At 65.1% G+C, this 23,730-nt stretch carries 23 protein-coding genes; 14 read left to right on the top strand and 9 right to left on the bottom strand.

Annotation, left to right across the window (positions count from 1 at the left end; translation table 11 throughout):
* Positions 1-80: 80 nt before the first annotated feature.
* Positions 81-2,888 (bottom strand): bifunctional diguanylate cyclase/phosphodiesterase, encoded by a 2,808-nt coding sequence (locus tag HDIA_RS03080; RefSeq protein ID WP_099554247.1) that lies wholly within the window; start codon positions 2,886-2,888, stop codon positions 81-83.
* A gap of 105 nt (positions 2,889-2,993) precedes the next feature.
* Positions 2,994-3,731 carry an endonuclease III gene (gene nth / locus HDIA_RS03075; protein ID WP_099554245.1) on the bottom strand — a complete coding sequence of 246 codons (738 nt, stop codon included), beginning with the start codon at positions 3,729-3,731 and terminating at the stop codon, positions 2,994-2,996.
* Positions 3,732-3,881: 150 nt separating this feature from the next.
* Between nth and HDIA_RS03070 the strand changes: the two genes are divergently transcribed.
* The 3 genes from HDIA_RS03070 (at position 3,882) to HDIA_RS03060 (ending at position 5,791) form a co-directional block, all read left to right on the top strand.
* A complete protein-coding gene (locus HDIA_RS03070; protein WP_099554243.1) occupies positions 3,882-4,391 on the top strand; it encodes a DUF2244 domain-containing protein in 510 nt (169 codons plus the stop codon).
* 252 nt (positions 4,392-4,643) lie between these two features.
* Complete coding sequence (locus tag HDIA_RS03065) at positions 4,644-5,528, top strand: methylated-DNA--[protein]-cysteine S-methyltransferase (protein ID WP_425432971.1); 885 nt, start codon at positions 4,644-4,646, stop codon at positions 5,526-5,528.
* Between the two features lie 101 nt (positions 5,529-5,629).
* Positions 5,630-5,791, top strand: coding sequence for a YqaE/Pmp3 family membrane protein (locus HDIA_RS03060; protein ID WP_099554241.1), 162 nt, complete (start codon positions 5,630-5,632; stop codon positions 5,789-5,791).
* Between the two features lie 81 nt (positions 5,792-5,872).
* Here the strand turns inward: HDIA_RS03060 and HDIA_RS03055 are convergent, their stop codons facing one another.
* From HDIA_RS03055 to HDIA_RS03045, 3 genes are all read right to left on the bottom strand, one after another.
* Positions 5,873-6,493, bottom strand: a complete 621-nt coding sequence (locus HDIA_RS03055) for a 2,3-bisphosphoglycerate-dependent phosphoglycerate mutase (RefSeq protein WP_099554239.1) — start codon at positions 6,491-6,493, stop codon at positions 5,873-5,875.
* 33 nt (positions 6,494-6,526) lie between these two features.
* Positions 6,527-7,339, bottom strand: coding sequence for a 4-hydroxy-tetrahydrodipicolinate reductase (gene dapB, locus HDIA_RS03050; protein ID WP_099554237.1), 813 nt, complete (start codon positions 7,337-7,339; stop codon positions 6,527-6,529).
* Between the two features lie 172 nt (positions 7,340-7,511).
* The gene (locus HDIA_RS03045; protein WP_099554235.1) at positions 7,512-8,300 is read right to left on the bottom strand and encodes an alpha/beta hydrolase; all 789 of its coding nucleotides are present in this window, start codon (positions 8,298-8,300) and stop codon (positions 7,512-7,514) included.
* A gap of 599 nt (positions 8,301-8,899) precedes the next feature.
* Here HDIA_RS03045 and infC point away from each other — a divergent pair.
* The 9 genes from infC (at position 8,900) to HDIA_RS03000 (ending at position 17,453) form a co-directional block, all read left to right on the top strand.
* Positions 8,900-9,436, top strand: coding sequence for a translation initiation factor IF-3 (gene infC / locus HDIA_RS03040; protein ID WP_215905864.1), 537 nt, complete (start codon positions 8,900-8,902; stop codon positions 9,434-9,436).
* A 174-nt stretch (positions 9,437-9,610) separates the two neighbouring features.
* Complete coding sequence (locus HDIA_RS03035) at positions 9,611-10,360, top strand: dienelactone hydrolase family protein (RefSeq protein WP_099554231.1); 750 nt, start codon at positions 9,611-9,613, stop codon at positions 10,358-10,360.
* Positions 10,361-10,441: 81 nt separating this feature from the next.
* Positions 10,442-10,876: a DUF1810 domain-containing protein gene (locus tag HDIA_RS03030; protein ID WP_099554229.1), complete on the top strand. Its 435-nt coding sequence runs from the start codon at positions 10,442-10,444 to the stop codon at positions 10,874-10,876.
* Positions 10,877-11,153: 277 nt separating this feature from the next.
* Entirely contained in the window at positions 11,154-11,354 is a 201-nt protein-coding gene (gene rpmI, locus HDIA_RS03025; protein WP_099554227.1) for a 50S ribosomal protein L35, read from the top strand.
* A 45-nt stretch (positions 11,355-11,399) separates the two neighbouring features.
* Entirely contained in the window at positions 11,400-11,762 is a 363-nt protein-coding gene (gene rplT, locus HDIA_RS03020; protein ID WP_099554225.1) for a 50S ribosomal protein L20, read from the top strand.
* A gap of 140 nt (positions 11,763-11,902) precedes the next feature.
* Entirely contained in the window at positions 11,903-12,961 is a 1,059-nt protein-coding gene (locus HDIA_RS03015) for an aromatic ring-hydroxylating oxygenase subunit alpha (protein ID WP_099554223.1), read from the top strand.
* An 85-nt stretch (positions 12,962-13,046) separates the two neighbouring features.
* Entirely contained in the window at positions 13,047-14,129 is a 1,083-nt protein-coding gene (gene pheS / locus HDIA_RS03010) for a phenylalanine--tRNA ligase subunit alpha (RefSeq protein ID WP_099554221.1), read from the top strand.
* 122 nt (positions 14,130-14,251) lie between these two features.
* On the top strand, positions 14,252-16,672 hold the full coding sequence (pheT, locus tag HDIA_RS03005; RefSeq protein WP_099554220.1) for a phenylalanine--tRNA ligase subunit beta: 2,421 nt from the start codon (positions 14,252-14,254) through the stop codon (positions 16,670-16,672).
* Between the two features lie 175 nt (positions 16,673-16,847).
* Entirely contained in the window at positions 16,848-17,453 is a 606-nt protein-coding gene (locus tag HDIA_RS03000; RefSeq protein WP_099554218.1) for a nucleotidyltransferase family protein, read from the top strand.
* A 12-nt stretch (positions 17,454-17,465) separates the two neighbouring features.
* Here the strand turns inward: HDIA_RS03000 and mepA are convergent, their stop codons facing one another.
* Both mepA and HDIA_RS02990 read right to left on the bottom strand, forming a co-directional pair.
* The gene (gene mepA / locus HDIA_RS02995; protein WP_099554216.1) at positions 17,466-18,395 is read right to left on the bottom strand and encodes a penicillin-insensitive murein endopeptidase; all 930 of its coding nucleotides are present in this window, start codon (positions 18,393-18,395) and stop codon (positions 17,466-17,468) included.
* An 88-nt stretch (positions 18,396-18,483) separates the two neighbouring features.
* Positions 18,484-20,427 carry a hypothetical protein gene (locus HDIA_RS02990; RefSeq protein ID WP_099554214.1) on the bottom strand — a complete coding sequence of 648 codons (1,944 nt, stop codon included), beginning with the start codon at positions 20,425-20,427 and terminating at the stop codon, positions 18,484-18,486.
* Positions 20,428-20,589: 162 nt separating this feature from the next.
* On the opposite strand from HDIA_RS02990, the gene HDIA_RS02985 reads away from it, so the two are divergent.
* On the top strand, positions 20,590-21,537 hold the full coding sequence (locus tag HDIA_RS02985; RefSeq protein WP_099554213.1) for a glycosyltransferase: 948 nt from the start codon (positions 20,590-20,592) through the stop codon (positions 21,535-21,537).
* A gap of 43 nt (positions 21,538-21,580) precedes the next feature.
* Positions 21,581-21,985 carry a GtrA family protein gene (locus HDIA_RS02980; protein ID WP_099554211.1) on the top strand — a complete coding sequence of 135 codons (405 nt, stop codon included), beginning with the start codon at positions 21,581-21,583 and terminating at the stop codon, positions 21,983-21,985.
* Positions 21,986-21,988: 3 nt separating this feature from the next.
* Here HDIA_RS02980 and olsB read toward each other — a convergent pair whose 3' ends face one another.
* Together olsB and greA are read right to left on the bottom strand one after the other, a co-directional pair.
* Positions 21,989-22,840, bottom strand: coding sequence for a l-ornithine N(alpha)-acyltransferase (olsB, locus tag HDIA_RS02975; protein WP_245884336.1), 852 nt, complete (start codon positions 22,838-22,840; stop codon positions 21,989-21,991).
* Between the two features lie 404 nt (positions 22,841-23,244).
* Positions 23,245-23,712, bottom strand: a complete 468-nt coding sequence (greA, locus tag HDIA_RS02970) for a transcription elongation factor GreA (protein WP_099554209.1) — start codon at positions 23,710-23,712, stop codon at positions 23,245-23,247.
* Positions 23,713-23,730 lie beyond the last annotated feature (18 nt).

The raw sequence follows: 23,730 nt of genomic DNA, 5'->3' as shown, positions 1-23,730 counted from the left end.
CGACGATCCCCAGATGATCGACGAGCGCATCCTCAAAACGAAGCCCCGGACTTCGTGGCACGTTCCGCTTTCGATGGGCCTCAGCCCGTAAGGCGCTCGACCACGAGACCGTTCGCATCCACTTCGTCGTCCGTCTCGAAGGGCGCCGGCCGGCCGAGCAGGTAGCCCTGCGCCTCGTCGCAGCCTTCGGCGCGCAGGATGTCCAGCTGAACGGATGTCTCGACGCCCTCGGCCAGAACCGGAACGGTCAGGCTGCGACCGAGTGCGAGCATCGCGCGAATGAAGGCCTTGGCCTGCAGGCTCGTCTCGGCCTCGCGCATGAAGCTCGCGTCGAGCTTGATCTTGTCGAAGGGGAAGGAGCGCAAGGTTTCGAGCGAGGAATAGCCGGTGCCGAAATCGTCGATGGCGATGGTGACGCCGAGCGCCTTCACCTGCCGCAGCATATGAAGCGCCCGGTCCTTGTCGCCGATGATGGTGGATTCGGTGATCTCCAGTTCCAGCCGGTTCGGCGCGAGCCCGGTTTCCAGCAGCACCTCGTGGACGAGGCGGGGCAGATCGGCATGGGCCAGCTGAACCGGCGACAGATTGACCGCGATCTTGTGAGGATCGGCCCAGCTTGCCGCCTGGCGGCAAGCCTCGCGCAGAACCCACTCGCCGATCGGGACGATGGCGCCGCATTCCTCGGCGATCGGGATGAATTCACTGGGCGGGACGAGCCCGCGCTCCGGATGATGCCAGCGCAGCAGCACCTCGTAGCCGGTGATCTCGCCGCTGCTGACGGATTTCTGAACCTGGTAGAAGAGGGCGAATTCGCGTTGCTCTATCGCGCGCCAGAGTGCCTGGGCCATCGTCCGGCGCTTGCGGGCGGCCTCGTCCATGCGCGCTTCGTAGAAGCAGGCAAAGCGGCCCAGCGCCGCCTTGGCGCGATACATCGCAAGGTCGGCGTTGTTGATGAGCTGCTCGCGGTTGGTGCCGTCATTGGGAAAAATCGCGACGCCGACGCTGGCGCGCGGCGCCACCTCGAAATCGTCGATCTGGAGCGATGCATGCAGTGTCTGCTCCAGACGATCCAGGAATTCGTTCAGTTCCGTCTCACTTGCAATGCGCTTGACCGCAGCGAATTCGTCGCCACCGAAGCGGCAGAAAAATTCGTCGTCCTGAAGAACGGCGCTCACCCGTTCCGCCAGCCGGCAAAGAACCTGATCGCCGACGGAATGCCCGCGCAGATCGTTGATCTCCTTGAACTTGTCGAGGTCGATGCCGAGTATCGCGACCTTGTCCTCGGTCTTGACCACCTTCTCCAGCATGTCATCGACATAGTTGTTGAAGGCCGGGCGGTTGGGCAGACCGGTGAGGTGGTCGTGCTCGGCCATGAAGGCGATCTGCTGCTCGGATTTCCGGCGCTGGGTGATGTCCTCGAAGGTCGTCACGAAGCCGCCCTCGGGCAGAGACCTGTGGATGATGGAGAGGTAACAGCCCGGCCGGTATTCCTCGATCACCGCCGCCGTTTCCCCCGCCTTGATTGCACCGCTATGGCGCTCGTAGACCTCATGCGCTTCAGGCGCCGATTCCATTTCGGACGTGCCTGCAGCGTGGGTCATGCGAACAAGATCGAAGAAGGACAGACCGGGGCGGACCGTGTCCGGTGACAGGTCGAAAATGTCCAGGAATCGGGCATTGGCCAGCATCAGCTTTTCGTCGGCATCGAAAAGGCAGAGACCCTGGGACATGTTCGAGAGCGCCAGGTCGAGATTGCGCCGCGTTTCCGCAAGGGAAAAGTCGATCTCGCGCTGATGGCTGATGTCGCGCGTGATGTTGGCGTAGCCCATCAGGGTTCCGTCGGCCCGGTAGATCGGGTCGATGACCATATGGGCCCAGAAGGCCGTGCCGTCCTGGCGAATGAGTTCGCTCTCGGCTTCGAACTTGCCGTCTTCGCGGGTGGCGCGCAGGGCCTCCTGCGGCCGGCCGGACCGCCGATCCATCGGCGTGAAGAAGTCAGCGAAATTCCGGCCGACGATCTCCTCGGCCTTGTAGCCGGCGATGCGTTCCGCCCCGGAGTTCCAGTTCGTCACGTTGCCGTCGGTATCCAGCATGTAGAGCGCGTAGTCCGTGACGCCCTCGACCAGGAGGCGGAAATAGAGGTCGCGGTTGGAGGCCCGGCGCTGCGACCGGCCGCCGACGAAGGACACGAGCAGGCTGAAGAGCAGCATGACCGCCGCGGTGATGGCCATGATCAGGGCGAGGACCGACGCCGAGACGCCAAGCGAGTCGAAGCTGCGGCTCGGATCGGGAACGACGATCACCGCGCCCATGGCGGTGAAATGCAGTCCGACGACGCCAAGGGTCAGAAACAGGGCGGCCATGAGCGTGTGCTTGCGGCTGTCGCCGCTGGTCGCGATCCGGAAGGCGATCGCGCCGAACACCATGCCGATCAGAAGCGCGGCCAGCACCAGGATCCTGTCCCAGGCGATGGTCCCGGCGAACTCGATGGACCGCATGCCGAGAAAATGCATCACCCCGATGCCGAGCCCGGCCATGACGCCGCCGAGCATGGACAGGGGCCGCCCCCGCTCCATGACGCTGGCCGCCATGCCGACGGTGAAGATACCGATCGCCGACACCAGCGACCAGGCCGTCAGTCCGAGATTGAAGCCCATCGGGCCGGCGGCCGAATAGGCCAGCATCGCGATGGAATGGGTCGCCCAGATGCCGACGCCGCCCATGAAGCCGCCGCTGGCGACCCAGAGCCACCTGGACCCGGAATCGGACGCGGTTGCCCGCTGAATGAAGTTGATGGCCGAAAGACTTGAAAGTGCGCAGACAATGGCCGCAACCAGAACGAGTTGCGGATCATGGTCAACGGCAAGGCAATTCAAGACTTGGAACATTGGGACTTCCCCGTGCGATCTTAGGGGAAGAATACCTTAGAGCCCTTAGGATTCCGTTATATGAAGAGGCAAAATCTCTGTATTACCGTAAGGTTTTGCTTACCATTAATTGGTGACCGACTTCTCGGAACTCTTGCACAAGTCGGAAATGATACAATTATTGCAAGCAGGTTTGCGTGCCTTGCAGACATAGCGCCCGTGCAGGATCAACCAGTGGTGCGCATGCAGTAGATAGTCCTCTGGGATAATCCTGAGCAGCGCCTGCTCGACTTCGAGCACGGTCTTGCCCGGAGCGAGCCCCAGACGGTTGGCGATGCGGAAGATGTGGGTATCGACCGCAAGGGTCGGCTCGCCGAAGGCGATATTCAGCACCACATTGGCGGTCTTGCGGCCAACGCCGGGCAACGCCTCAAGCGCCTCGCGATCGGCGGGCACCTCGCCACCATGATCGCGGACGAGAGCTTCCGACAGGGCAACCACATTCTTGGCCTTGTTGCGGAAGAGACCGATCGTCTTGATGTGTTCGCGCACGGCATCCTCGCCGAGGGCCGCCATCTTCTCCGGCGTGTCGGCGATGGCAAAGAGCTTTCGCGTCGCCTTGTTGACGCCGGCATCCGTCGCCTGGGCGGAGAGGACCACCGCGACGAGAAGCGTGAAGGCGTTGACGTGCTCAAGTTCTCCCTTCGGCTCGGGATCGTGCTGGCGAAAGCGCTCGAAGATCGCGGCGACTTCCGCAGGAGAATAGAGCGACTTCGGCCTCTTCGTGCGCCCCGCCCGGACCGCCTTGCCAGCCGGAGCCTTCTTCACCGCTTGCCTCGCCGGGCCCGAATCGTCGCTCTTCATGCGCCTGTCTTTCTCCAGTCCCCAGGGCCTGGTTCGCCCCGCTCACCGACCGGGTTACGTCATTTTGCGGATGGAAGGGCCTTTTCTTGGCCGCGTTCCGTCCTAATATCATCGCCCATGCACCACGCCCACCCCGAACGGAAAGCAATCATGGCGGACGACAAGCCGCGGCCGGACAACTGGTTTTTCCAGGCGCGTCTTACCCCTCACCGCTCGCTGACGCCCGAAGGCTTCAGCATGCTGATGCTGGCGGTCGGCATGGTCAGTTTTGTCGGCGGGATTTTCTTCGTCCTCAAGGGCCTCTGGCCGGTCGCCGGCTTCTTCGGTCTCGACGCCGCCCTGCTCTATGTCGCCCTTCGCCGCAATTTCCAGGATGCCCGCGCCTATGAGGAAGTCTGGCTGTCACCGGATAGCCTGCTGCTGCGCCGGGTCGGCCGTCGCGGCGAAATCGCCGAACTCACCTTCAATCCCTATTGGGTCCGCCTCGATGTCCTGCGCATCGAGGACGAGGGCGTGACGCGGCTCGAACTCTCGTCTCACGGCGCCCGCCACCCTGTCGGAGCCTTTCTCAATCCGGACGACCGGGAAAGCTTCGCCGAGGCGCTGTCACGCGCCTTGAGCGTGGCCCGAACCGGCGGACCTCTGGCTGCGGGCGCCTGAGGCGGCGATCGGCGAAAATCCTACCGGCAATTCCTTGCATTTTTTTCGGCTCTGACGGAAATCGGGTGGCATGACCTTGATGGTCTTTCTAACTTCGGTGGCATCAGAGGAGACTCATTCATGGATGCTGCTGCCCTGCCCCTGCGCATCGAGCCGGAAATCCTGCGCCCGGCACCCATCGCTTCGGCCCACGGTCCGATTGCCGCGGACAAGCCCGGCAACGGCCTCATTCTACCGCGCACGAGGGGCTTGATGATGAATTCCAGTGCTCCGCACGAGTTGCTGATCGCGGCGGACGACTACAATCTCGTGCGCGACACGATCCGCTACCTCAACGAGAACTGGCAGGGCCAACCCGAACTCGACGAGATCGCGGCGGTCGTCGGCGCGCCGGCCGCCCACTTGCACAAGGTCTTCACGCGCTGGGCCGGCCTCAGCCCGAAAGCCTTCCTGCAGGCGCTGACGCTCAACCATGCCCGGCAGTTGCTCGACCAGTCGGCCAGCATTCTCGATACCGCGCTCGAAGTCGGCCTGTCCGGCCCCGGACGGCTGCACGACCTTTTCGTCACGCATGAAGCCATGTCGCCGGGCGCCTACAAGGCACGCGGGGCGGGCGTCACCATCTCCTACGGCTTCCACCCCTCCCCCTTTGGCGTCGTGCTCCTGATGGCGACCGACCGGGGGCTGGCCGGTCTTGCCTTCGCCGACCAGGGCGAGGAAGAGGCGGCGCTTGACGACATGAAGTCGCGCTGGCCGGCAGCCGTCTACAAGGAGGACGTCATCGGCACCGCGCCCTATGTCGCGCGCATTTTCGATCCGCATGCCTGGCAGCGGGAACAGCCGCTGCGGGTCGTCTTCATCGGCACGGATTTCGAGGTTCGGGTCTGGGAGACGCTGCTGCGCATTCCGCTCGGCAAGGCGACCACCTATTCCGACATCGCCCGCCATATCGGCAAGCCAGCGGCGGCGCGGGCGGTGGGCTCGGCGGTCGGGCGAAACCCGCTCTCCTTCGTCGTCCCCTGTCACCGGGTGCTCGGCCGGACGGGCGATCTTTGCGGCTACCACTGGGGTCTGACGCGCAAGCGCGCCATTCTCGGCTGGGAGACCGGCGTTTCCGACGGCGACAAGGCCAAGTAGGCCGCAGCGGCCACTCACCATCGTTCGCTTTGATACGGGGCCGGAACATCGCCGGCCCCTTTTCCGTTTGTGGTCAGACAACCTCGAACGACGGGAACGACATGGCCGATTTCATTCGCATTCTGATCGCGATCCTGCTGCCGCCGCTCGGCGTCTTCCTTGAAGTCGGCCTCGGCAAGCATTTCTGGATCAACCTGCTGCTGACGCTGCTCGGCTATATCCCCGGCATCGTGCATGCGGTCTGGGTGATCGCGAAGCACTGAGACGCCGGCAGGCCGCACGCCCTGCAGTGCCTGCCGTCGGATCGGTATACCGTCGATCGATTTGCTGACGATGAAAGAGGATCAGTCCTGCAGGACTTCCTTGTCGACGATCTTGCCCTCCTCGTCGAGGCGGTAGACGATCGGCACGCCGGTATCGAGTTCCCGGGCGATGATCTCCTCACCGGAGAGACCTTCCAGTTCCATGATCAGCGCCCGCAGAGAGTTGCCATGGGCGGCGACGAGCACGTTCTCGCCCTTGAGGACGCGCGGCAGGATCTCGGACTCGAAATAGGGAAGGACGCGTTCGGCGGTGGTCTTCAGGCTCTCGCCGCCAGGCGGGGGAATGTCGAAGGAACGGCGCCAGATGTGGACCTGCTCCTCGCCGAATTTTTCCCGCGCGTCATCCTTGTTGAGACCGGTGAGATCGCCATAGTCGCGCTCGTTCAGGGCCTGGTCGCAGATCGTTTCGAGGTCCGGCTGGCCGATGCCTTCGAGGATCAGGCGGCAGGTGTGCTGGGCGCGCACCAGCACCGACGTGTAGGCAACATCGAAGCGGATGCGCATGTCGTTCAGCTTCTCGCCGGCGCGCTTCGCCTCGGCGACGCCGCGCTCGGTGAGGTCAGGATCCTTCCAGCCGGTGAAAAGGTTCTTCAGGTTCCAGTCGGACTGGCCGTGGCGGACAAGGACAAGCAGACGGTTCATGAGCGGGGCTCCGGAAAATGGCAATCTAGGAAATCAGTCGTTAAGGCCGAGCACATCGGCCATGGTGTAGCGGCCGGGCTTCTTGCCGCGCGCCCAGAGCGCGGCCTTGACGCCGCCGCGGGCGAAGATGTCACGGTTCTCGGCCCTGTGCGTCAACTCGATGCGCTCGCCCTCGCCGGCCAGAATGACCGAATGCTCGCCGACGACCGATCCGCCGCGCAGGGTCGCAAAGCCGATCGACCCCGGCTGGCGCGGACCGGTATGGCCGTCGCGCACGCGCACCGACGACTGCGCAAGACCGACGCCGCGCCCTTCGGCCACGGCCTCGCCCAGCAACAGGGCGGTGCCGGACGGGGCATCCACCTTGTGACGATGGTGCATTTCGAGGATCTCGATGTCGAAATCGATGTCGAGCGCGGCCGCCGCCTGGCGCGCGAGCCCGGCGAGCAGATTGACGCCGAGGCTCATGTTGCCGGACTTGACCACCACGGCATGGCGCGCCGCCGCGTCGATCGCCGCTTCGTCCTCCGGCGAACATCCGGTGGTGCCGATGACGTGGACGATCCGGGCCTGAGCGGCATATTCGGCGAAGACAATGGTCGCGGCCGGCGTGGTGAAATCCAGAACGCCATCGGCCGCCGCAAAGGCCGTCAGCGGGTCGTCGGTGACGGGAACGCCCAGTTCGCCAATGCCGGCGAGAACACCGGCATCGACACCGATCACCGGCGAACCCGGGTGCTCGATGGCGTCGGAAACGACCGCACCATAGGTTTCGGTGACCGTCTTGATCAGCGCGCGGCCCATGCGCCCCGCCGCCCCGACGACCACCAGCTTCATCGCATCCATCAACCCAGTCCTGTGTTCACGCCCGCGCCATGCGCGACATCCCGCCGCGCCGGATCATTGACCCGGCTATATCAGCCAGAGATTGGAATCGGAAGGTGGCGGATCGAAGGATGGCGTCGTCCTGCGTGCAGAGCGACGGGTTTCCAGGTTCCGGACGGCACCGCGTCCTTCTTCAGCCGTTGCGGATATCGGCACTCATCTTGTCGACCGCCGCGATCAACCGCTCCAGATCCTCGGGCCGCGACAGACGGTGATCGCCGTCCTTGACGAGCGTCAGCACGACCTCGCCATGGGGGATGCATTCGACGAGCCGCATGGCGTGGCGCCAGGGAACATCAACATCCTGGACGCCCTGAAGGATATGGACGGGGCAGGACAACTCCAGCATGCCGTCGAGAATCTGGTGGTTGCGGCCATCCTCGATCAGGCCCCTGGTAATGACCATGCCGTCGCCATAGTCGCTCGGGCGCACCAGCCGTCCCTCGCGCTCGAGCGTTTCCTTCATCTCGTCGGTGAAGGACGGCCACATCAGCTTCTCGGTGAAATCGGGCGCCGGCGCGATCAGGACCATGCCGGCGATCCGCCCGGCCTCGCCGCGCCGCCGCATTTCGCGGGCGACGAGAAGCGAGATCCACCCGCCCATGGAGGAGCCGACCAGAAGCACCGGTCCGGAGGTGAAGCGGTCGATGACCGCCAGGGCCTCCTCGGCCCAGCGGCCGATCGTGCCCTTCTCGAAGTCGCCGCCGGAAATGCCGTGGCCGGAGAAGTCGAAGCGGACCATGGCCTGTCCGGTGTCGCCGGCATGCGCGGCCAAGGTCTCGGCCTTGGAGCCGGCCATGTCGGAGAGGAAGCCGCCGAGCCAGACCAGCGCCGGCCCCCGGCCGGACCGTTGCCGCACGGCTATCTCGCGACTGTCCTCGCCCGCGCCGACCGTCATCCTCAGGTCCGTCTCTTCGGTCATGGCCGATGCCGCTCCCCTTGCCGTTTCGTCGGGAATTCGCCGCCGTTGCGATCGGGCGACGGCCTCCCCAAGCCTTGCTTGCGCGCCGTATGACCCGCAAATACAGGCTTTGCAAGGGCAAAACACTTGACTTTTCGCCTGATTCAGCCGATTTTCCGGGTAACAATTGATCGGACAATGTCCGCTGATGGGCTTCAGCCTCCACGGTTTTCTCGTGTGGGGTTATTTTTGTTTATGCGAGACCATCAGCAGAGGGCCGGTCGGCTGCCGAAGCGCCGGAATGTTTTTGTCCCAGGCCGGACAAATCAAGGCGCCGACGGCCGGTCTTCGCCGGACCATTCCGGGCCGGAACATTCTGGATGGCTTGCGCGTTGCGCCGGACTGACAAGAGTTCCGCCCACTGTCCGAGATTGTCGTGCGGCGTTCCCATGCTGGAAGGGGTTGCCGCACAGAGGTTTGTCCGGCAAGAGAAGCGATCTACACGTTTCATCTGACGGCGGACCGCCAATCCAGCGCCAGGGAGACCCGTCCGGTCCGGAAAGATGCCCGAAGGAGGCATCCCGGCAGGACCCGTGTCAACAACAGAGGAGAAGGCAGCCATTCGCCGCCCATTCAGAGCCCCGCCGCCCACAAAGGAAGGGCCGCGCGTCAATCGCGAAATTCGCATTCCGGAAGTCCAGTTGATCGGCGAAGAGGGTGAAAACCTCGGCGTCATCCCGACTCAGGAGGCACTTGCCATGGCCGCCGAGGCCGGTCTCGACCTAGTCGAGATCTCGCCGAACGCCCAGCCGCCGGTGTGCAAGATCCTGGACTTCGGACGCTACAAGTTCCTGTCCCAGAAAAAGGCCGCCGAGGCCCGCAAGAAGCAGAAGGTCGTCGAGATCAAGGAGATCAAGATGCGGCCGAACATCGACGACCACGACTACGGGGTCAAGATGAAGGCGATGGAGCGCTTCTTCGAAGAGGGCGACAAGGTCAAGGTGACGCTTCGGTTCCGCGGACGCGAGATGGCCCACCAGGATCTGGGCTACAAGCTCCTGATGAAGGTCAAGGAAGAGACCGGCGAGATCGCCAAGGTCGAGACCGAGCCGCGCCTGGAAGGCCGGCAGATGGTGATGATGCTGTCGCCGCGCTGAGCGGCTCCTCCAGCAATATCCGAGCACGTTCGCGACGGCGGGTCCCTGACCCGCCGTTTTGCGTTTTCAGCCCTTCCTTTTTCGCCGCAAGCGGCAGATTTCCGCCCGCATCGGGGTTGGAATCGGTGGGAGGTTACCCATGTCTGTTTGATCGAAAGAGTAAGGGAGGCCCTAATGACCAGACTGCTCGCATCCGCATTTGCCATTCTCTCCGCCGGTTCGCTTGCCCACGCCGGCGAGACGGTGTCCTACAAGGCCGGCGATTTGCCCCTCGAAGGCTATTTCGCCCCTGCCGAGGGCGGCAAATCCAAGGGTGCGGTGCTCGTCATCCATGACTGGGACGGGGTCGATTCCTATGAGGAGAAGCGCGCCGACATGCTGGCGGCGCTCGGCTATGACGCCTTCGCGCTCGATCTCTACGGCGCTGGCAACCGGCCCGCGACCATGGACGCCAAGGTCGCGGCGACAAAGGCCCTCTATCAGGATCGCGAGGCCATGCGTACCCGGCTCGTCGCCGGGCTCAAGGAACTGCATTCCAAGAGCGACGCGGCCAGCACCGTGGTGATGGGCTATTGCTTCGGCGGCGCGGCGGCGCTGGAACTTGCCCGCTCCGGCCTTGGCGACAAGGTCGTCGGCTACGTTGCCTTCCACGGCGGTCTCACGACACCGGAAGGTCAGAGCTATCCGAGCGACACCCCGCCGATCCTGATCGAGCACGGCGGCGCCGACACGTCGGTGACCATGGCGGACGTTACCAGCCTCTCCGAACAACTGGAAAAGGCGGGAATCACCTATCAGATCGACGTCTACTCCGGCGCCCCGCATGCCTTCACGGTGTTCGGATCGGACCGCTACCGGCAGGTCGCGGACGAGAAATCCTGGAAGAGGCTCGAGGAATTCCTCTCCGAGCGCTTCGAGAGCTGAGCCCTGGCAAAAGCCCTCTGCTCCCTGCCAAATGACGATCGAGACACTTCCCGGCCAGTCCGGCCGGACGAAGGAGGACCCGTGGACGAACCGTTCGATCTGGCGCGTTTCATCGAGGCGCAGGATCGCGTCTACGAGACCGTTCTTGAGGAACTCCACGCCGGGCGGAAGGTGCGCCACTGGATGTGGTTCGTCTTCCCCCAGATCGCGGGTCTTGGATCGTCGGGCATGGCGCGGCGCTACGCCATCTCGTCGCTCGACGAGGCAAAGGCCTATCTTGCCCATCCCTTGCTTTCGGCCCGGCTCGATGAATGCACCCACCTGGTGCTGGCGACGAAAGGGCTGCCGCTCGACAACCTCTTCGGATCGATCGACACCATGAAGTTCCGCTCGTCGATGACGCTCTTCGACCACGCAAGCGAGGAGCCGAACGTCTACGGCGAGGCACTGGAGGTCTTTTTCGACGGTGAACGGGACTGGATGACGCTGGCGCGGCTCAAGACCCACGCGGACTGAGGCGCGCTCCTTCGGGGGATTTCCCGCCGTTTCACGCTTGCGTCCGCCCGCATTTCCGCCTATAAGGCCGCCACTTCGGGTCGCCCGGCTCAGGGACGTCTTTGCACGTCCCGACCAAGGGCATGCCGTGGCGGCCTCGAATGCTCACCCGGACCAGACGGACGGTGACCGGCGGGCGGATTGATCCGACCCCGTGAAGCCTCATTTGGTCCAGACACCAGTACCCGCGGAAGAGACACGTTGTTTCTGCCGTATCATGACTCGAAAGACGAGCGAAATGCCCAAGTTGAAGACCAAGTCCGGCGCCAAGAAGCGCTTCAAGGTGACCGGCACCGGCAAGGTGCTTTCCGCCCAGGCCGGCAAGCGCCATGGCATGATCAAGCGGCATGCCAAGTTCATTCGCAACGCCCGCGGCACCACGACCCTCTCGGATCAGGATGCCATCATCATCAAGAAGAACTTCCTGCCTTACGCCTGAGAAGCTTCTTGCCGATTTTCCTGATTTGACCGGAGTTTAACCGAAATGGCACGCGTGAAACGGGGCGTTACCGCCCATGCGAAGCACAAGAAGGTCCTGAAGGCCGCCAAGGGCTTCTACGGCCGCCGCAAGAATACCATCCGCACGGCCAAGGCCGCCGTCGATCGCTCGATGCAGTATGCGACGCGCGACCGCCGCGCCAAGAAGCGCACCTTCCGTGCGCTCTGGATCCAGCGTATCAACGCCGGTGTGCGCGAAGTGTCCGAGACGCTGACCTACGCCCGCTTCATCGACGGCCTGAACAAGGCCGGCGTGACGGTGGACCGTAAGGTGCTTTCTGACCTTGCCATCCACGAGCCGGACGCGTTTAAGGCCTTGGTTGAAAAGGCCCAGGGCGCGCTGGCTTGATTCAAGCCGGATGAGCTTACATCGGGCCGGTCACTGATCGGCCGCAGTCTGCTTGGAAAGGCGGCGTGCCGATAGGTGCGCCGCCTTTCGGCGTTCCGGGGCCCCGGATCACTTCTTGGGCCGGATCTGAAGGAAAACCCATGCAGGGACTGAAGGCTGATCTGCTTCGCGGCTGCTGGTATCTGGCGATGCTCTCGTCGGATCTCGCGCCGGGCAAGACGGTGGCAAAGACGTTGCTCGGCGAACCGGTGCTCTTCGCCCGGCAGGCGGACGGCCATGTCTTCGCCATCCGCGACGCCTGCCCGCACCGGGGCATCCCGCTGCGCTACGGAAATTTCGACGGCAAGACCGTCGGCTGCTGCTATCACGGCTGGCGCTTCGACGAGAGCGGCACCTGCACGGAAATCCCGTCGCTGCGCGAGGACCAGTCGGTCGACTTCTCCAAGATCCGCTGCGGCTCCTATCCCGTCGTCGACCGGCAGGGCGTCATCTGGATCTACATGGGCGTCGACGGCGAAGCGCCGGAGGACGGGCCGATGACCGAACCGCCGTCGATGCCGGGCTTTGCCGCGGACGATGCGCCGAAGGCGGCGATCAAGCTGCCGTTTCCCTGCTCCACCGACCATGCGGCCTTCGGCCTGATGGACCCGACGCACGCGGCCTTCGTGCATACCTCGTGGTGGTTCAAGAAGGACGCGACGAAGCTTAGGCCGAAGGAGAAGAAGTTCGAGCCGTCGGAGCTCGGCTGGCGCATGGTGCGGCACCCGATTCCACCGCAGAACATCGCCTACAAGATCTTCGGCCAGAATGTTTCCACCGAGATCGCCTACCGCCTGCCCGGCTACCGCATCGAGCATATCGAAGGCTCCAAGCATGTCGTCGTCGGCCTCACCGCGATCACGCCGGTGACCGACGAGGCGACGGAAGTGCATCAGATCTTCTGGGCGAGCGCCGGCTGGCTGAAACCGCTGCGTCCCCTCACCCAGCATCTGATGACCGTCTTCCTCGACCAGGACCGCCGCGTCGTCGTGCAGCAGCGCGAGGGCCTCGAACAGGGCAACAAGACGATGCTGATCAACGACGCCGACACGCAGGCGCGCTGGTGGATGCGGGTGAAGGGCGAGTGGATGCAGTCGCAGGCCGACGGGCGCGCCTTCGTCAATCCGCTGAAACCGCAGACGCTGCGCTGGCGCAGCTGAAGCTTCCCCAGTCCGCTGTGGCAATTGTCACGCAACCCGTTTAAAAGTCCGCGCAATCGCTGACAGAAAAGAACGATTGAGACCCATGACCGATATCGATCAACTGAAGGGCGACATCCTGTCCGCCGTCGAGACGGCTTCCGACGAAGCGACCCTCGAAGCCGTGCGCGTCGCGGCCCTCGGCAAGAAGGGCTCCGTCTCCGAGCTGCTCAAGGGCCTCGGCACCATGAGCCCGGATGAGCGCAAGACCGCCGGCCCCGCGATCAACGGCCTCAAGACCATCGTCGGCGACGCGATCAACGCGCGCCGCGAGGCCCTGAAGGCGAGCGCCCTTGAAGCGCGCCTTGCCCGCGAGACGGTCGACGTGACCCTGCCGACCCGTCCGGGCGCTGCCGACAGCGGCCGCATCCATCCGATCAGCCAGGTGATCGACGAAATCACGGCGATCTTCGCCGACATGGGGTTCTCGGTCGCCGAAGGGCCGGACATCGAGACCGACTTCTATAACTTCACCGCGCTCAACTTCCCGGACGACCATCCGGCGCGCGAGATGCACGACACGTTCTTCTTCAACCAGAAGGAAGACGGCGAGCGGCTTCTGCTGCGCACGCACACTTCGCCGGTGCAGATCCGCACGATGCTGTCGAGCCAGCCGCCGATCCGGATCATCTGTCCGGGCCGCACCTACCGCTGCGATTCGGATGCGACGCACACCCCGATGTTCCATCAGGTCGAGGGGCTCGTCGTCGACCGGCACAGCCATTTCGGGCATCTGCGCTGGATTCTGGAGGAGTTCTGCAAGGCCTTCTTCGAGGTCGAGAACGTCAAGATGCGCTTCCGCCCGTCCTTCTTCCCCTTCACCGAGCCGTCGATGGAGGTGGACGTCCAGTGCACCCGCACCGGCTCCGAAGTGCGGATCGGCGAGGGCGACGACTGGCTGGAGATCCTCGGCTGCGGCATGGTTCACCCGAACGTCCTCAAGGCCGGCGGCATCGACCCGGACGAGTATCAGGGCTTTGCCTGGGGCATGGGCATCGACCGCATCGCCATGCTGAAATACGGCATGCCGGACCTGCGCGCCTTCTTCGACGCCGACATCCGTTGGCTGAAGCACTACGGCTTCCGGCCGCTGGATCTGCCGACGCTGTTCGGAGGATTGAGCAGCTAGGGCGACGCTTCGCCGCCGCATGTCTCCTGTCTTCGCCTGCCGTTTCCGCACGGCGCGAAGACAAGCCGAATTGAAGGTGGCCGACGCCCAACGGCGCAACGGCCCAACAGGAACCAAGTCCCATGAAGTTCACCCTCGCCTGGCTGAAGGATCACCTCGACACCGACGCGAGCCTCGACGATGTGGTCGATGCGCTGACGATGGTCGGCCTTGAGGTCGAGAATGTCGTCGATCCGGCGAAAGCGCTCGGCACCTTCCGCATCGCCAAGGTGCTCTCGGCCGAGAAGCACCCGAATGCCGACAAGCTGCAGGTGCTCCGGGTCGCCACCGGCGACGGCGAGCCGATCCAGGTCGTCTGCGGCGCGCCCAACGCCCGCGCAGGCCTCGTCGGCGTCTTCGCGGCGCCCGGCGCCTATGTGCCCGGCATCGACGTCACGCTGTCGGTCGGCAACATCCGCGGCGTCGAGAGCCACGGCATGATGTGCTCGGAGCGCGAGCTTGAGCTTTCCGACGAGCACAGCGGCATCATCGACCTGCCGTCCGACGCCCCGATCGGCGCGCGGTTCATCGACTATGCCGACCTTGCCGACCCGATGATCGAGATCGCGATCACGCCGAACCGGCCGGACTGCCTCGGCGTGCGCGGCATCGCGCGCGACCTTGCCGCCCGCGGCCTCGGCCGGCTCAAGGAAGAGACGATCACGCCTTTCCATTCGGGCTTCGAATGCCCGGTGCCGATCGCCCTCGACTTCCCCGAGGACAAGGCCGATGCCTGCCCGGTCTTCGCCGGACGCATCGTCAAGGGCGTGAAGAACGTCCCCTCGCCGACCTGGATGCAGAAGCGGCTGCGCGCCATCGGCCTTCGCCCGATCTCGGCGCTCGTCGACATCACCAACTACATCTCCTACGACCACGGCCGGCCGTTGCACGTCTACGACGTCTCCAAGCTCACCGGCACGGTTCGCGCCCGCCTCGGCAAGGCCGGGGAGAGCTTTGTCGCGCTCGACGGCAAGACCTATGAGGTCGACGAGGAAATGACGGTGATCGCGGACGACGCCCGCGTGCTCGGCCTTGGCGGCGTCATGGGCGGCGAATACTCCGGTGTCACGGAAGAGACGACCGAGGTCCTGATCGAGAGCGCCTATTTCGATCCGAACCGCACGGCGCGGACGGGCCGCCGCACGGGCATCAACTCCGACGCCCGCTACCGCTTCGAGCGCGGCATCGACCCGGCCTTCGTCATCGAGGGGCTGGAGCTTGCGACCCGCTACGTGACCGAGCTTTGCGGCGGCGACCCGTCGCGCTCGATCGTCGCCGGCAACCAGCCGATCGTCGACCGGGCGATCGACCTGCCGCTCTCCGAGGTCAAGCGCCTTTCGGGCCTCGACGTTCCGGTGACCGAGATCAACGTCATCCTGAAGATGCTCGGCTTCTGGGTCTCGGGCATGGGCGACACGGTCAAGGTGGCGGTGCCGTCCTGGCGTCCCGACGTTCACGGCAAGGCCGACCTCGTGGAAGAGGTCGTGCGCATCGCCGGCGTCGACCGGGTGAAGCCGACTCCCCTGCCCGGCAGCGAGGTCGTCGGCCAGAAGGTTCTGACCCCCATCCAGATCCGCACGCGGCGGTCCAAGCGGGCACTCGCCGCGCGCGGGCTCGTCGAAGCGGTGACGTGGTCGTTCCTGTCCAAGCTGCAGGCCGACATGTTCGGCGGCGGCGCGCCGGAGCTTGCGCTCGCCAACCCGATCTCGTCGGAAATGAGCGACATGCGCCCGAGCCTTCTGCCAGGCCTGATCGCGGCGGCGGGCCGCAACGCCGATCGCGGCTTCAACGACGTCGCGCTCTTCGAGGTCGGCCAGATCTTCAAGGGCGACAAGCCCGAGGAGCAGTTCATTGCCGCGACCGGCATCCGCAAGGGCACGGCGGTGATCTCCGGCGACGGCCGGCACTGGTCCGGCAATGCGCCGGTGGTCGACGTCTTCGACGCCAAGGCCGATGCACTGGCGGTGCTGGAGTCTGCGGGCATGGATACCTCCAAGGTGCAGGTGGTCAAGGGTGCGCCGTCCTGGTTCCACCCGGGCCGCTCGGGCACGATCCAGCTCGGCCCCAAGGTCGTCCTCGGCCATTTCGGCGAGTTGCATCCCGGCGCCCTTGAAAAGCTCGATGTGGCCGGACCGATCGTCGGTTTCGAGGTGATCCTCGACAACGTGCCGCTGCCGAAGGCCAAGCCCACCAAGGCGAAGCCGCCGCTCGCGGCCTCCGACCTGATGCCGGTGAAGCGCGACTTTGCCTTCATCGTCGATGACACGGTGGAAGCGGCGCGGATCATCCGCGCGGCGCAGGGCGCGGCCAAGCAGGCAATCGGCGCGGTCAACATCTTCGACGTCTATCGCGGCGAGCATGTCGGCGAGGGGCAGAAGTCGGTCGCCATCGAGGTGACGCTGGTGCCGCAGGGCAAGACCTTCACCGACGAGGAGATCGAGAAGCTCGGCCAGGATGTCGTCGCGGCGGTCTCCAAGGCGACCGGAGCCACCCTGCGCGGCTAGAGCATAACGCGGCGGCGGTCATCCCTGTCGCCGCGCTTCTTTTTGCCAGGAACAGAACCCGGTTATTGGATGCGCTTGACGGCGTTGCGCACTGGATTCAATGGTGCGGAGCGGCGATGAAAGGCGCTCCTGTGAATCCACATGACCGCACTCCGCTCCAAGTGGCGACGAGGACATGGACCAGCATCTTCCGGCCCTTGCCACCGCCTCGCTCGCCGAGCAGCAGCAGGCCCTTGCCGGGATCGTCCTTGCCGATCCGGATCTCTCCGCGATCGTCGATCTCATCGCGGATCAGGACCTGCCCGACGGCTGGCTCGTCGCGGGCGCGATCTACCAGACGGTCTGGAACCGGATCGCCGGCCATCGGCGCCAGACCGGCATCAAGGACTATGACGTCATCTATTTCGATCCCGACACGTCCTACGAGGCGGAGGATCGCGTCATCCGGCGAATGGAAGCGGCCTGCCGTCCGCTCGGGCTGGCCGTCGAGGTCCGCAATCAGGCCCGGGTGCATCTCTGGTACGAGGAGCGTTTCGGCTTTCCGATTGCTCCGCTGACATCCAGTGCCGAGTCGCTTCTCTTCTACGCCTCGACAACGCATTCCGTCGGCGTCCGCCGCAACGCGGCGGGCGGGCTCGACATGCTCGCCCCCTACGGGCTGGCCGACGTCTTTGCCATGCATCTGCGCCCCAACCGGCTTCGGCCCAACGGGCCGAGCCACGACGCCAAGGCGAGGCGATGCCTTGTCACCTGGCCGATGCTGACGGTCGAATGGTGGTGATGCCCCGGCGGCTTACTGCGCCGTCAGGACCGTGGCGCACGCCGGCGGCAGATCCTTCAGCGTCACCGGCTTCGGCTTCTTCGCGGGCTTGTCCGGCTTCTTGAACGGACCGTCGGTGAACCACCAGTCGAGTTCCTTGCCGCAACCGTCGCCGGGCGGCGGGGCGGCCTGCTCCTTGCAGCCGGGCGAGCCCTTCGGGCAATCGATCCGCACGTGAATGTGGTCGTCGTGGCCGTACCAGGGCCGGAGCTTGCCGAGCCACGACCGGTCCTTGCCGGCATCGTCGCACATCGCCCGCTTGATGGCCCGGTTGACGAAGATCCGCGCCACCGCCGGGTCCTTCGCAGCCGTCTTGATCATGGCCTCAAGCTGCGGCGTGAATTTCCTGCGATCGACCGCCCGGCCCGTCTTGTCGAGCACGGAGATGGCCGAGGTCTTCTCGCGCTCGCTGGCGCTCATCAGATGTCCGGGCATCGGCTGGACCCAGATGTCGGCGTCGAGGCCGATCTGGTGGCTGGCATGACCGCTGATCATCGGGCCGCCGCGCGGCTGCGACATGTCGCCGATAAGGAGGCCTTGCCAGCCAGCCTTTCCCATTTTCGATGCGAGCCGCTCCAGATAGGCGACGAGCGACGGATGCCCCCAGTTGCGGTTGCGCGACAGGCGCATCACCTGCCAGCCGGGGCCGTTGATCGGCAAGGCTGCCGCACCGGCCAGGCATCCCCGGGCGTAGGACCCGATCGCCTGCGGCGCCAGCGGCGCGGGATCCTTGCGTGCGCCGAAGAGCTGCTTGGCGGGCGTGTCGTCGGCATGGGCCGGTGACGGCACGCCGGACAGGACGGCAGCGGCCAGCAGCAGGCACGCCGCCGCAAGGCCTTTTCGTGCGGCCGTAAGGATGGCGTCAAAGCCATGCGCGCCAGGGAGCAAGGATGTCCGCCGCATTGTCATCTTTCCCTCAAACCCGTCTTTTGCCCAAACGCTTGGCCGCTCAGCGATCCGCTACCGTCAGCCCGTTTCCGGCATCGTCATCTCAGCCGCCAAAAGGGGCGAATGTCGGGCGCAGACCGGGGCCCTCCTTGTCCGGCAACGGGTTCGTGGAGCCGGTGACTTCCGGTTCCGCGACCTCCGGCACCGGACGCATGGCGAAGACGCGGGCAGGCCCCTCCGATGGAAGCGGCTCCAGCCAGGACGGCGTCCTGCCCGCCGCCAGCACCGCCAGCAGGCCTTCCGGCGCCCGTTCCATCACCTTGCGACTGCCCGGCTCGCCCGCACAGAAGGCCACGTAGCGCGCGCCCTCGGCCGCCATGATGCCTTCGGCAGACTTCGCCGTTCCCGTCATGATCTGGTCGGCCGCAATGATGCCGGCGCCACCGCGATGATAGGGAGCGGAGAGAACGCTGTCACCGGTCGTTGCCAGAATGGGGACACCGAGCGTCCAGGGCGCGACGACGAGGCCTCCGGCTTCGCGCGCCAGCACGCCCGAGAGATCCTGCTTGCAGGCGAGGATTGTCTGGTCGTCCGACGCGTTCAACTGGCCCACCTTGCCGAAATTCGCCATCACCACGAAGAGAACCAGCGGCTGCATGGCTGCGAAGAGAACCGCGCCCGCGATGCGCCGCCTCGAAGGCAGGCTCCGGTCCAGAAGCTTGAACAGGAGGGCGGCCGCAAGCGGGATCGACAGCGCACCGAGCGGGACCGCGGCGCGCACCTGCCAGCAGGCAACGAACCACATCAGGACCAGCATGGCGGCCGGTTTCAGCCATATCGCGCGCTCGTCCTCGGGCAGACGGCGCCAGACCCAGGCAATCCCTGCAAGAACGGCCAGAGCCGGCCCGTAGTAGAGGACGACAAACGCCGGCCCCTTGGCGAAGACCTGAAAAACATTCTGTGCCTCGGAAACCTCGTCCATCCAGATCGGACCAAGGCGCGGGTCGAGCCCGGCATAAGGTCCGCCGAGGCAGGCAGGGAAATAGGCGGCAACGATGGTGACCAGCAGGAAGCCAAGTCCGACGAGCCCTGCGCCGCGCAGCAGATAGCCCGCCGCACCATCGCGGCGGTCTCCCGTCAGGACGCCTGCCAGCGCGGCTATGCCGAGGCCTCCGACCATGGCCAGCGTCAGGTAGACCGGCGAGATGGCGTCGCAAGCGGGCAGCATCCAGCGATCTGGCGCAACGGTGGCGAGAAAGAAGGCCGCCGTCGCGGCGGCAAAGCCGAGGCCGTAGGCGACAACGCCGGAACGGACACGTTCGCCCTCGCGGGTCCAGTCGATGCCGAGCGCCGCCGCGCCGACCACGACCACGACCAGCATCTCCATGCCGATGGCAAGGCTGGCAGCCGCCGCGATGCCCGCGACAAGGCCCGGGCGCCATCCGTTGCGGATCGAGCAGATCTGCGCCGTCATCAGCATCATCAGGGCCGATTGCAAATTGTGATGATCGATGCGGCCGGGTGTGAAGATGAGAAGAACCGCCGGGCTTGCGAGAAGCAGCCCGATGGCGAGCAGGCCCGCGCCCTGACCCGCCAGCGTTCTTGCCATCATGGCTGTCGCAACGAGGAAGAGCACGAGCGTCAGGACCGGCCAGAGATTGACGGCAATGGTCTCGGCAGCCGCACTGCCCGCGAAAGGTGTGAAGGCGGACATCAGAAGCGCAATCGGCGCATCCACCAGCCGCGACCAGTGCATGAAGACGCCTTCGGGCGGCGCCAGGCGGTACTGCGTCAGGTCGAACCAGCCCTGCCCGGCGATCCAGTCGCGCACTTCGACGAGGCGCATGACCGAATCGGGATCATCGAGCGTGAAGGCAATGTCATGCTGCCAGCCGCGGATCAGCATGCCGATGGCAAAGAGAACCGCCAATGCGACGCTCGGGAGGAGCGTATTGCCGATGGCTGTGCGGCCGTCCTCGTGCCGGGTTCCGTCCGCAGTCGTGCTGCCCGGCTTTCTGAAGACGAGCGTGGCGATGCCGTTTTCCATTCGTTGACCAAGACGCGAGAACTTGAAGGACGCGGCTCCCGGAAGGGGCCGGCATTAGTGTGCCCTTAACTCCATGGAGAAAAGGTAAAGCACCGGTTATCCGAGTGTTGCCTGGCGTGCGCGCGCCACCGGGTGCCGGACGCGTCAGGGGGTGCTCGAATTATGTCGCAGTTAGAAGTCTTTGACGGGCTGGACCTTGCCGTCGTCATTCCCTGCCACAACGAGGAAGCGAGCATCGCCGGCGTCGTTTCCGGCTTCCGGAGCGCGCTGCCCGGGGCAAAAATTTACGTCTATGACAACAATTCGAGCGACGGGACAGCCAAGCGCGCCGCCGGCGCTGGCGCGATCGTCGTGAAGGAACCGCGCCAGGGCAAGGGCCATGTGGTGCGGCGCATGTTCGCCGACATTGACGCCGACATCTACGTCATGGCCGACGGCGACGGCACCTATGATCCGGCCGATGCCCCGCGCCTCGTCGGGGCGCTCATCTCCGAACGGGTCGACATGGCTGTCGGCACCCGCATGGGGGTCGAGGACGACGCGGGCCGCGCCGGGCATGCGCTCGGCAACAAGGGCTTCAACGTTCTTTACCGCAAGCTCTTCGGCAACGATTTCACTGACATCTTTTCAGGCTACCGGGCCTTCACCCGCCGCTTCGTGAAAAGCTTCCCGGCGCTCTCGGGCGGCTTCGAGATCGAGACGGAAATGAGTGTCCACGCCAGCCAGCTCAAGATCCCGTGCGTCGAAATCCCACTCGCCTACGGGCGCCGCCAGGAAGGCTCGGAGAGCAAGCTGCGCACGGTCCGCGACGGGCTGCGTATCTTCGCGATGTTCGTGCAGCTTCTGAAAGAAACGCGGCCCGTCTTCTTCTTCGGCTCGCTCGCGCTCGGCTTTGCCCTCGTCGGTTTCATGCTCTCCATCCCGCTCATCGCCACCTATCTCGACACCGGCCTCGTGCCGCGTTTTCCGACGGCTATCCTGTCGACCGGCCTGATGCTGACGGCGATGCTGCTGGCGGCGGTCGGCATGATCCTCGACAGCCTGACCCGGTCGCGCGTCGAGCAGAAGCGCATTCTCTATCTCGGCGTGCCGGGGCTGCCGGTGCAGTGAGAACCGTGGCGGGACATTGCCTGACAGGGACGGATTTCAGGACATGAGGCGGACCGGCGGTTTCCACCCCCTGCTTGCTCGACTGGCCCAGTTCGGCCTTGCCGGCGGGATCGGGTTTCTGGTCGATGCCGGCCTGACGTTTGCACTCGTGCGGTTCGGCTTTCACCCGCTGCTGGCGAGGATCGGCGGGGTTGCCGTCGCCGTCCTGGCGACCTGGTTTCTCAACCGCGGCCTGACCTTCGCGGACAGGAAATCCGCCTCACGGGCGGAGGAAGCCGGACGCTATACGGCCGTCGCGCTGACGGGCTGCGCCGTCAACTACGCGACCTACGCGACCGCAATTCTGATCGCGCCAGGCCTGCCGATCCCGCTCGCGGTCGCGATCGGTTCGGCCGTTGCGATGGGGTTCACCTATTTCGGCTACAGCCGGCTCGTCTTCACCGGCTGACCTTTACGCCGCGCGGCGCTCGGCGTCGGGCCCGTAATAGGAGATGTAGCGCGGATTGATCGCCGAGACGGGCAGGATCACCAGAACGTCGGTCGTGCCGAACTGGTGGTCGACGATGGCGCCGTCACCGATGAAGGCACCGATCCTCAGATATCCCTTGATCAGCGGCGGCAGCTGGGCAAGCGCCGCCTTCATGTCGACCGCTTCCTTCGGCATGCGGTTCATGTCGACGTAGCGTTCCGGCAGGGCCGACACGCGCCATTCCTCCGGCGCGGAGGCATGGTGATGCAGGAAGGACAGCGGCAGGGCGAGGCGGTCGGGATCGGTGCCCTCGAAGGATGCGCAGCCGATCATCACGTCGACGCCGTGGCGCTTCACATAGGACCAGATGCCGGCCCAGAGCAGTTCCACCGTCCGCTTGTTGCGGTAGGGCTTTTCAACGCAAGAGCGGCCAAGCTCGAGGAAGTTGAGCGCGCTGTGGCGATCGAGGACCGGCTGGATGTCGAACTCGCCGGCCGTATAGAAGCCGTCGTTGAGGTCGGCCACACCCTGCCGCAGCAGGCGATAGGTGCCGATGATCGGCGCCTTGCGGCGGCCGAACGCGCCGTCAATGGCCGAGGCGGGATCATGATCGATGACGAGCAGGTGGTCGCAGATGTCGTCGAAGGCATCGACGTCGCGGCGGGTCGCCAGCGTTTCGGCGTCCGCGATGGCGGCCATCTCCTCGTAGAAGACGTGATAGCGCAGCCGCTGGGCGGTCTTGACCTCTCCGGGGCCGCGCGCCAATCGCGCTTCCAGCGATCCGATCCGGCACATGATCTCCGCCTGCTGTCCTACCGGAAAGCCCCGCACCATACCAGGCAGCTTGAGTGCCGAAGCCGTCGAGCGCATCAGGGGCGCCATCTTGGCCGCAAGTCGCTTCGGGTTGAGCCGCTGGGGATGAAGTTGCCGGGCGTCCACGTTCGCAAGCCTTTCCTCGTCCGAATCGAAATCCGCTGGATTTGCCGCAAGGATTTCGTCGGCTCACTAGATCAGGCTTCATCGAAGCTTTCATGACACAGCCGGCTTAGGATTTCATCTCAATTGGGCGATTTTGTTGCGGATTACCCGCGATGACGAGGGATGGAAGCGCCATTTTGCCGTGGCCCTTCGACCCTCGATCCCGCGCCTGCAGCAAGTAACGCCAGTCGGTCCAGCGGCAGGCCGTCGCCAACAGGATGTGCGGCATTTCAACCATCCGGCGGACCACTCGTCCGGCCTCATTCGACCTTGAGGATCTCGATCTCGCCGGAGCCGAAGGGCACGACGTCGCCCTCCTCCCGGTCGGCCAACACACGGGCCAGCGGCGAGACATAGGAGAGCTTTCCCTTTGCCGGGTCGGCCTCGTCCTCGCCGACAATGCGAAAGGTCTGCTGCCGGCCGTCCTCGCGCAGGATCGTCACGCGTGCAGCGAAGCGGACCTGATCGGCCGGCTCGTGTGGGGCGACCACCTCGGCACTCGCCCGACGTGCCGTGAAATAGCGCAGATCGCGCGCGGCAAGGGCGGCCGTGTCGTCATCCTTCGCCTCGCGTGCAGCATCCAGCGCCGCTTCGGCGGCGGCAAGCGCGGCATCGAGGTCCCGAAGCCCTTCGGGCGTCACCAGATTGCGATGCGGCGAAACCGGGCGGTCGGGCAGCTTGTCGACGGCGTCGCTGCCGCTTCCTTCCCTGGTGAAGGCACGGCTCACGGACGGGCTCCGCTCATC

Origin of the sequence: Hartmannibacter diazotrophicus, from assembly GCF_900231165.1 — a bacterium.
Classification (GTDB): domain Bacteria; phylum Pseudomonadota; class Alphaproteobacteria; order Rhizobiales; family Pleomorphomonadaceae; genus Hartmannibacter; species Hartmannibacter diazotrophicus.
This window is presented reverse-complemented; position numbering and strand designations above follow the sequence as displayed.

Bases quoted from the DNA above. Each gene is read 5' to 3' on its own strand.
- HDIA_RS02985 (WP_099554213.1), top strand. From the start codon at position 20,590: ATGTCGCAGTTAGAAGTCTTTGACGGGCTGGACCTTGCCGTCGTCATT.
- HDIA_RS03060 (WP_099554241.1), top strand. From the start codon at position 5,630: ATGGCCGATTTCATTCGCATTCTGATCGCGATCCTGCTGCCGCCGCTC.
- HDIA_RS02990 (WP_099554214.1), bottom strand. From the start codon at position 20,427: ATGGAAAACGGCATCGCCACGCTCGTCTTCAGAAAGCCGGGCAGCACG.
- HDIA_RS03000 (WP_099554218.1), top strand. From the start codon at position 16,848: ATGGACCAGCATCTTCCGGCCCTTGCCACCGCCTCGCTCGCCGAGCAG.
- rplT (WP_099554225.1), top strand. From the start codon at position 11,400: ATGGCACGCGTGAAACGGGGCGTTACCGCCCATGCGAAGCACAAGAAG.
- HDIA_RS03015 (WP_099554223.1), top strand. From the start codon at position 11,903: ATGCAGGGACTGAAGGCTGATCTGCTTCGCGGCTGCTGGTATCTGGCG.
- HDIA_RS03080 (WP_099554247.1), bottom strand. From the start codon at position 2,888: ATGTTCCAAGTCTTGAATTGCCTTGCCGTTGACCATGATCCGCAACTC.
- pheS (WP_099554221.1), top strand. From the start codon at position 13,047: ATGACCGATATCGATCAACTGAAGGGCGACATCCTGTCCGCCGTCGAG.
- HDIA_RS03035 (WP_099554231.1), top strand. From the start codon at position 9,611: ATGACCAGACTGCTCGCATCCGCATTTGCCATTCTCTCCGCCGGTTCG.
- HDIA_RS03070 (WP_099554243.1), top strand. From the start codon at position 3,882: ATGGCGGACGACAAGCCGCGGCCGGACAACTGGTTTTTCCAGGCGCGT.
- pheT (WP_099554220.1), top strand. From the start codon at position 14,252: ATGAAGTTCACCCTCGCCTGGCTGAAGGATCACCTCGACACCGACGCG.
- rpmI (WP_099554227.1), top strand. From the start codon at position 11,154: ATGCCCAAGTTGAAGACCAAGTCCGGCGCCAAGAAGCGCTTCAAGGTG.
- HDIA_RS02980 (WP_099554211.1), top strand. From the start codon at position 21,581: ATGAGGCGGACCGGCGGTTTCCACCCCCTGCTTGCTCGACTGGCCCAG.
- dapB (WP_099554237.1), bottom strand. From the start codon at position 7,339: ATGGATGCGATGAAGCTGGTGGTCGTCGGGGCGGCGGGGCGCATGGGC.
- HDIA_RS03045 (WP_099554235.1), bottom strand. From the start codon at position 8,300: ATGACCGAAGAGACGGACCTGAGGATGACGGTCGGCGCGGGCGAGGAC.
- mepA (WP_099554216.1), bottom strand. From the start codon at position 18,395: ATGCGGCGGACATCCTTGCTCCCTGGCGCGCATGGCTTTGACGCCATC.
- olsB (WP_245884336.1), bottom strand. From the start codon at position 22,840: ATGGTGCGGGGCTTTCCGGTAGGACAGCAGGCGGAGATCATGTGCCGG.
- nth (WP_099554245.1), bottom strand. From the start codon at position 3,731: ATGAAGAGCGACGATTCGGGCCCGGCGAGGCAAGCGGTGAAGAAGGCT.
- HDIA_RS03065 (WP_425432971.1), top strand. From the start codon at position 4,644: ATGATGAATTCCAGTGCTCCGCACGAGTTGCTGATCGCGGCGGACGAC.
- HDIA_RS03055 (WP_099554239.1), bottom strand. From the start codon at position 6,493: ATGAACCGTCTGCTTGTCCTTGTCCGCCACGGCCAGTCCGACTGGAAC.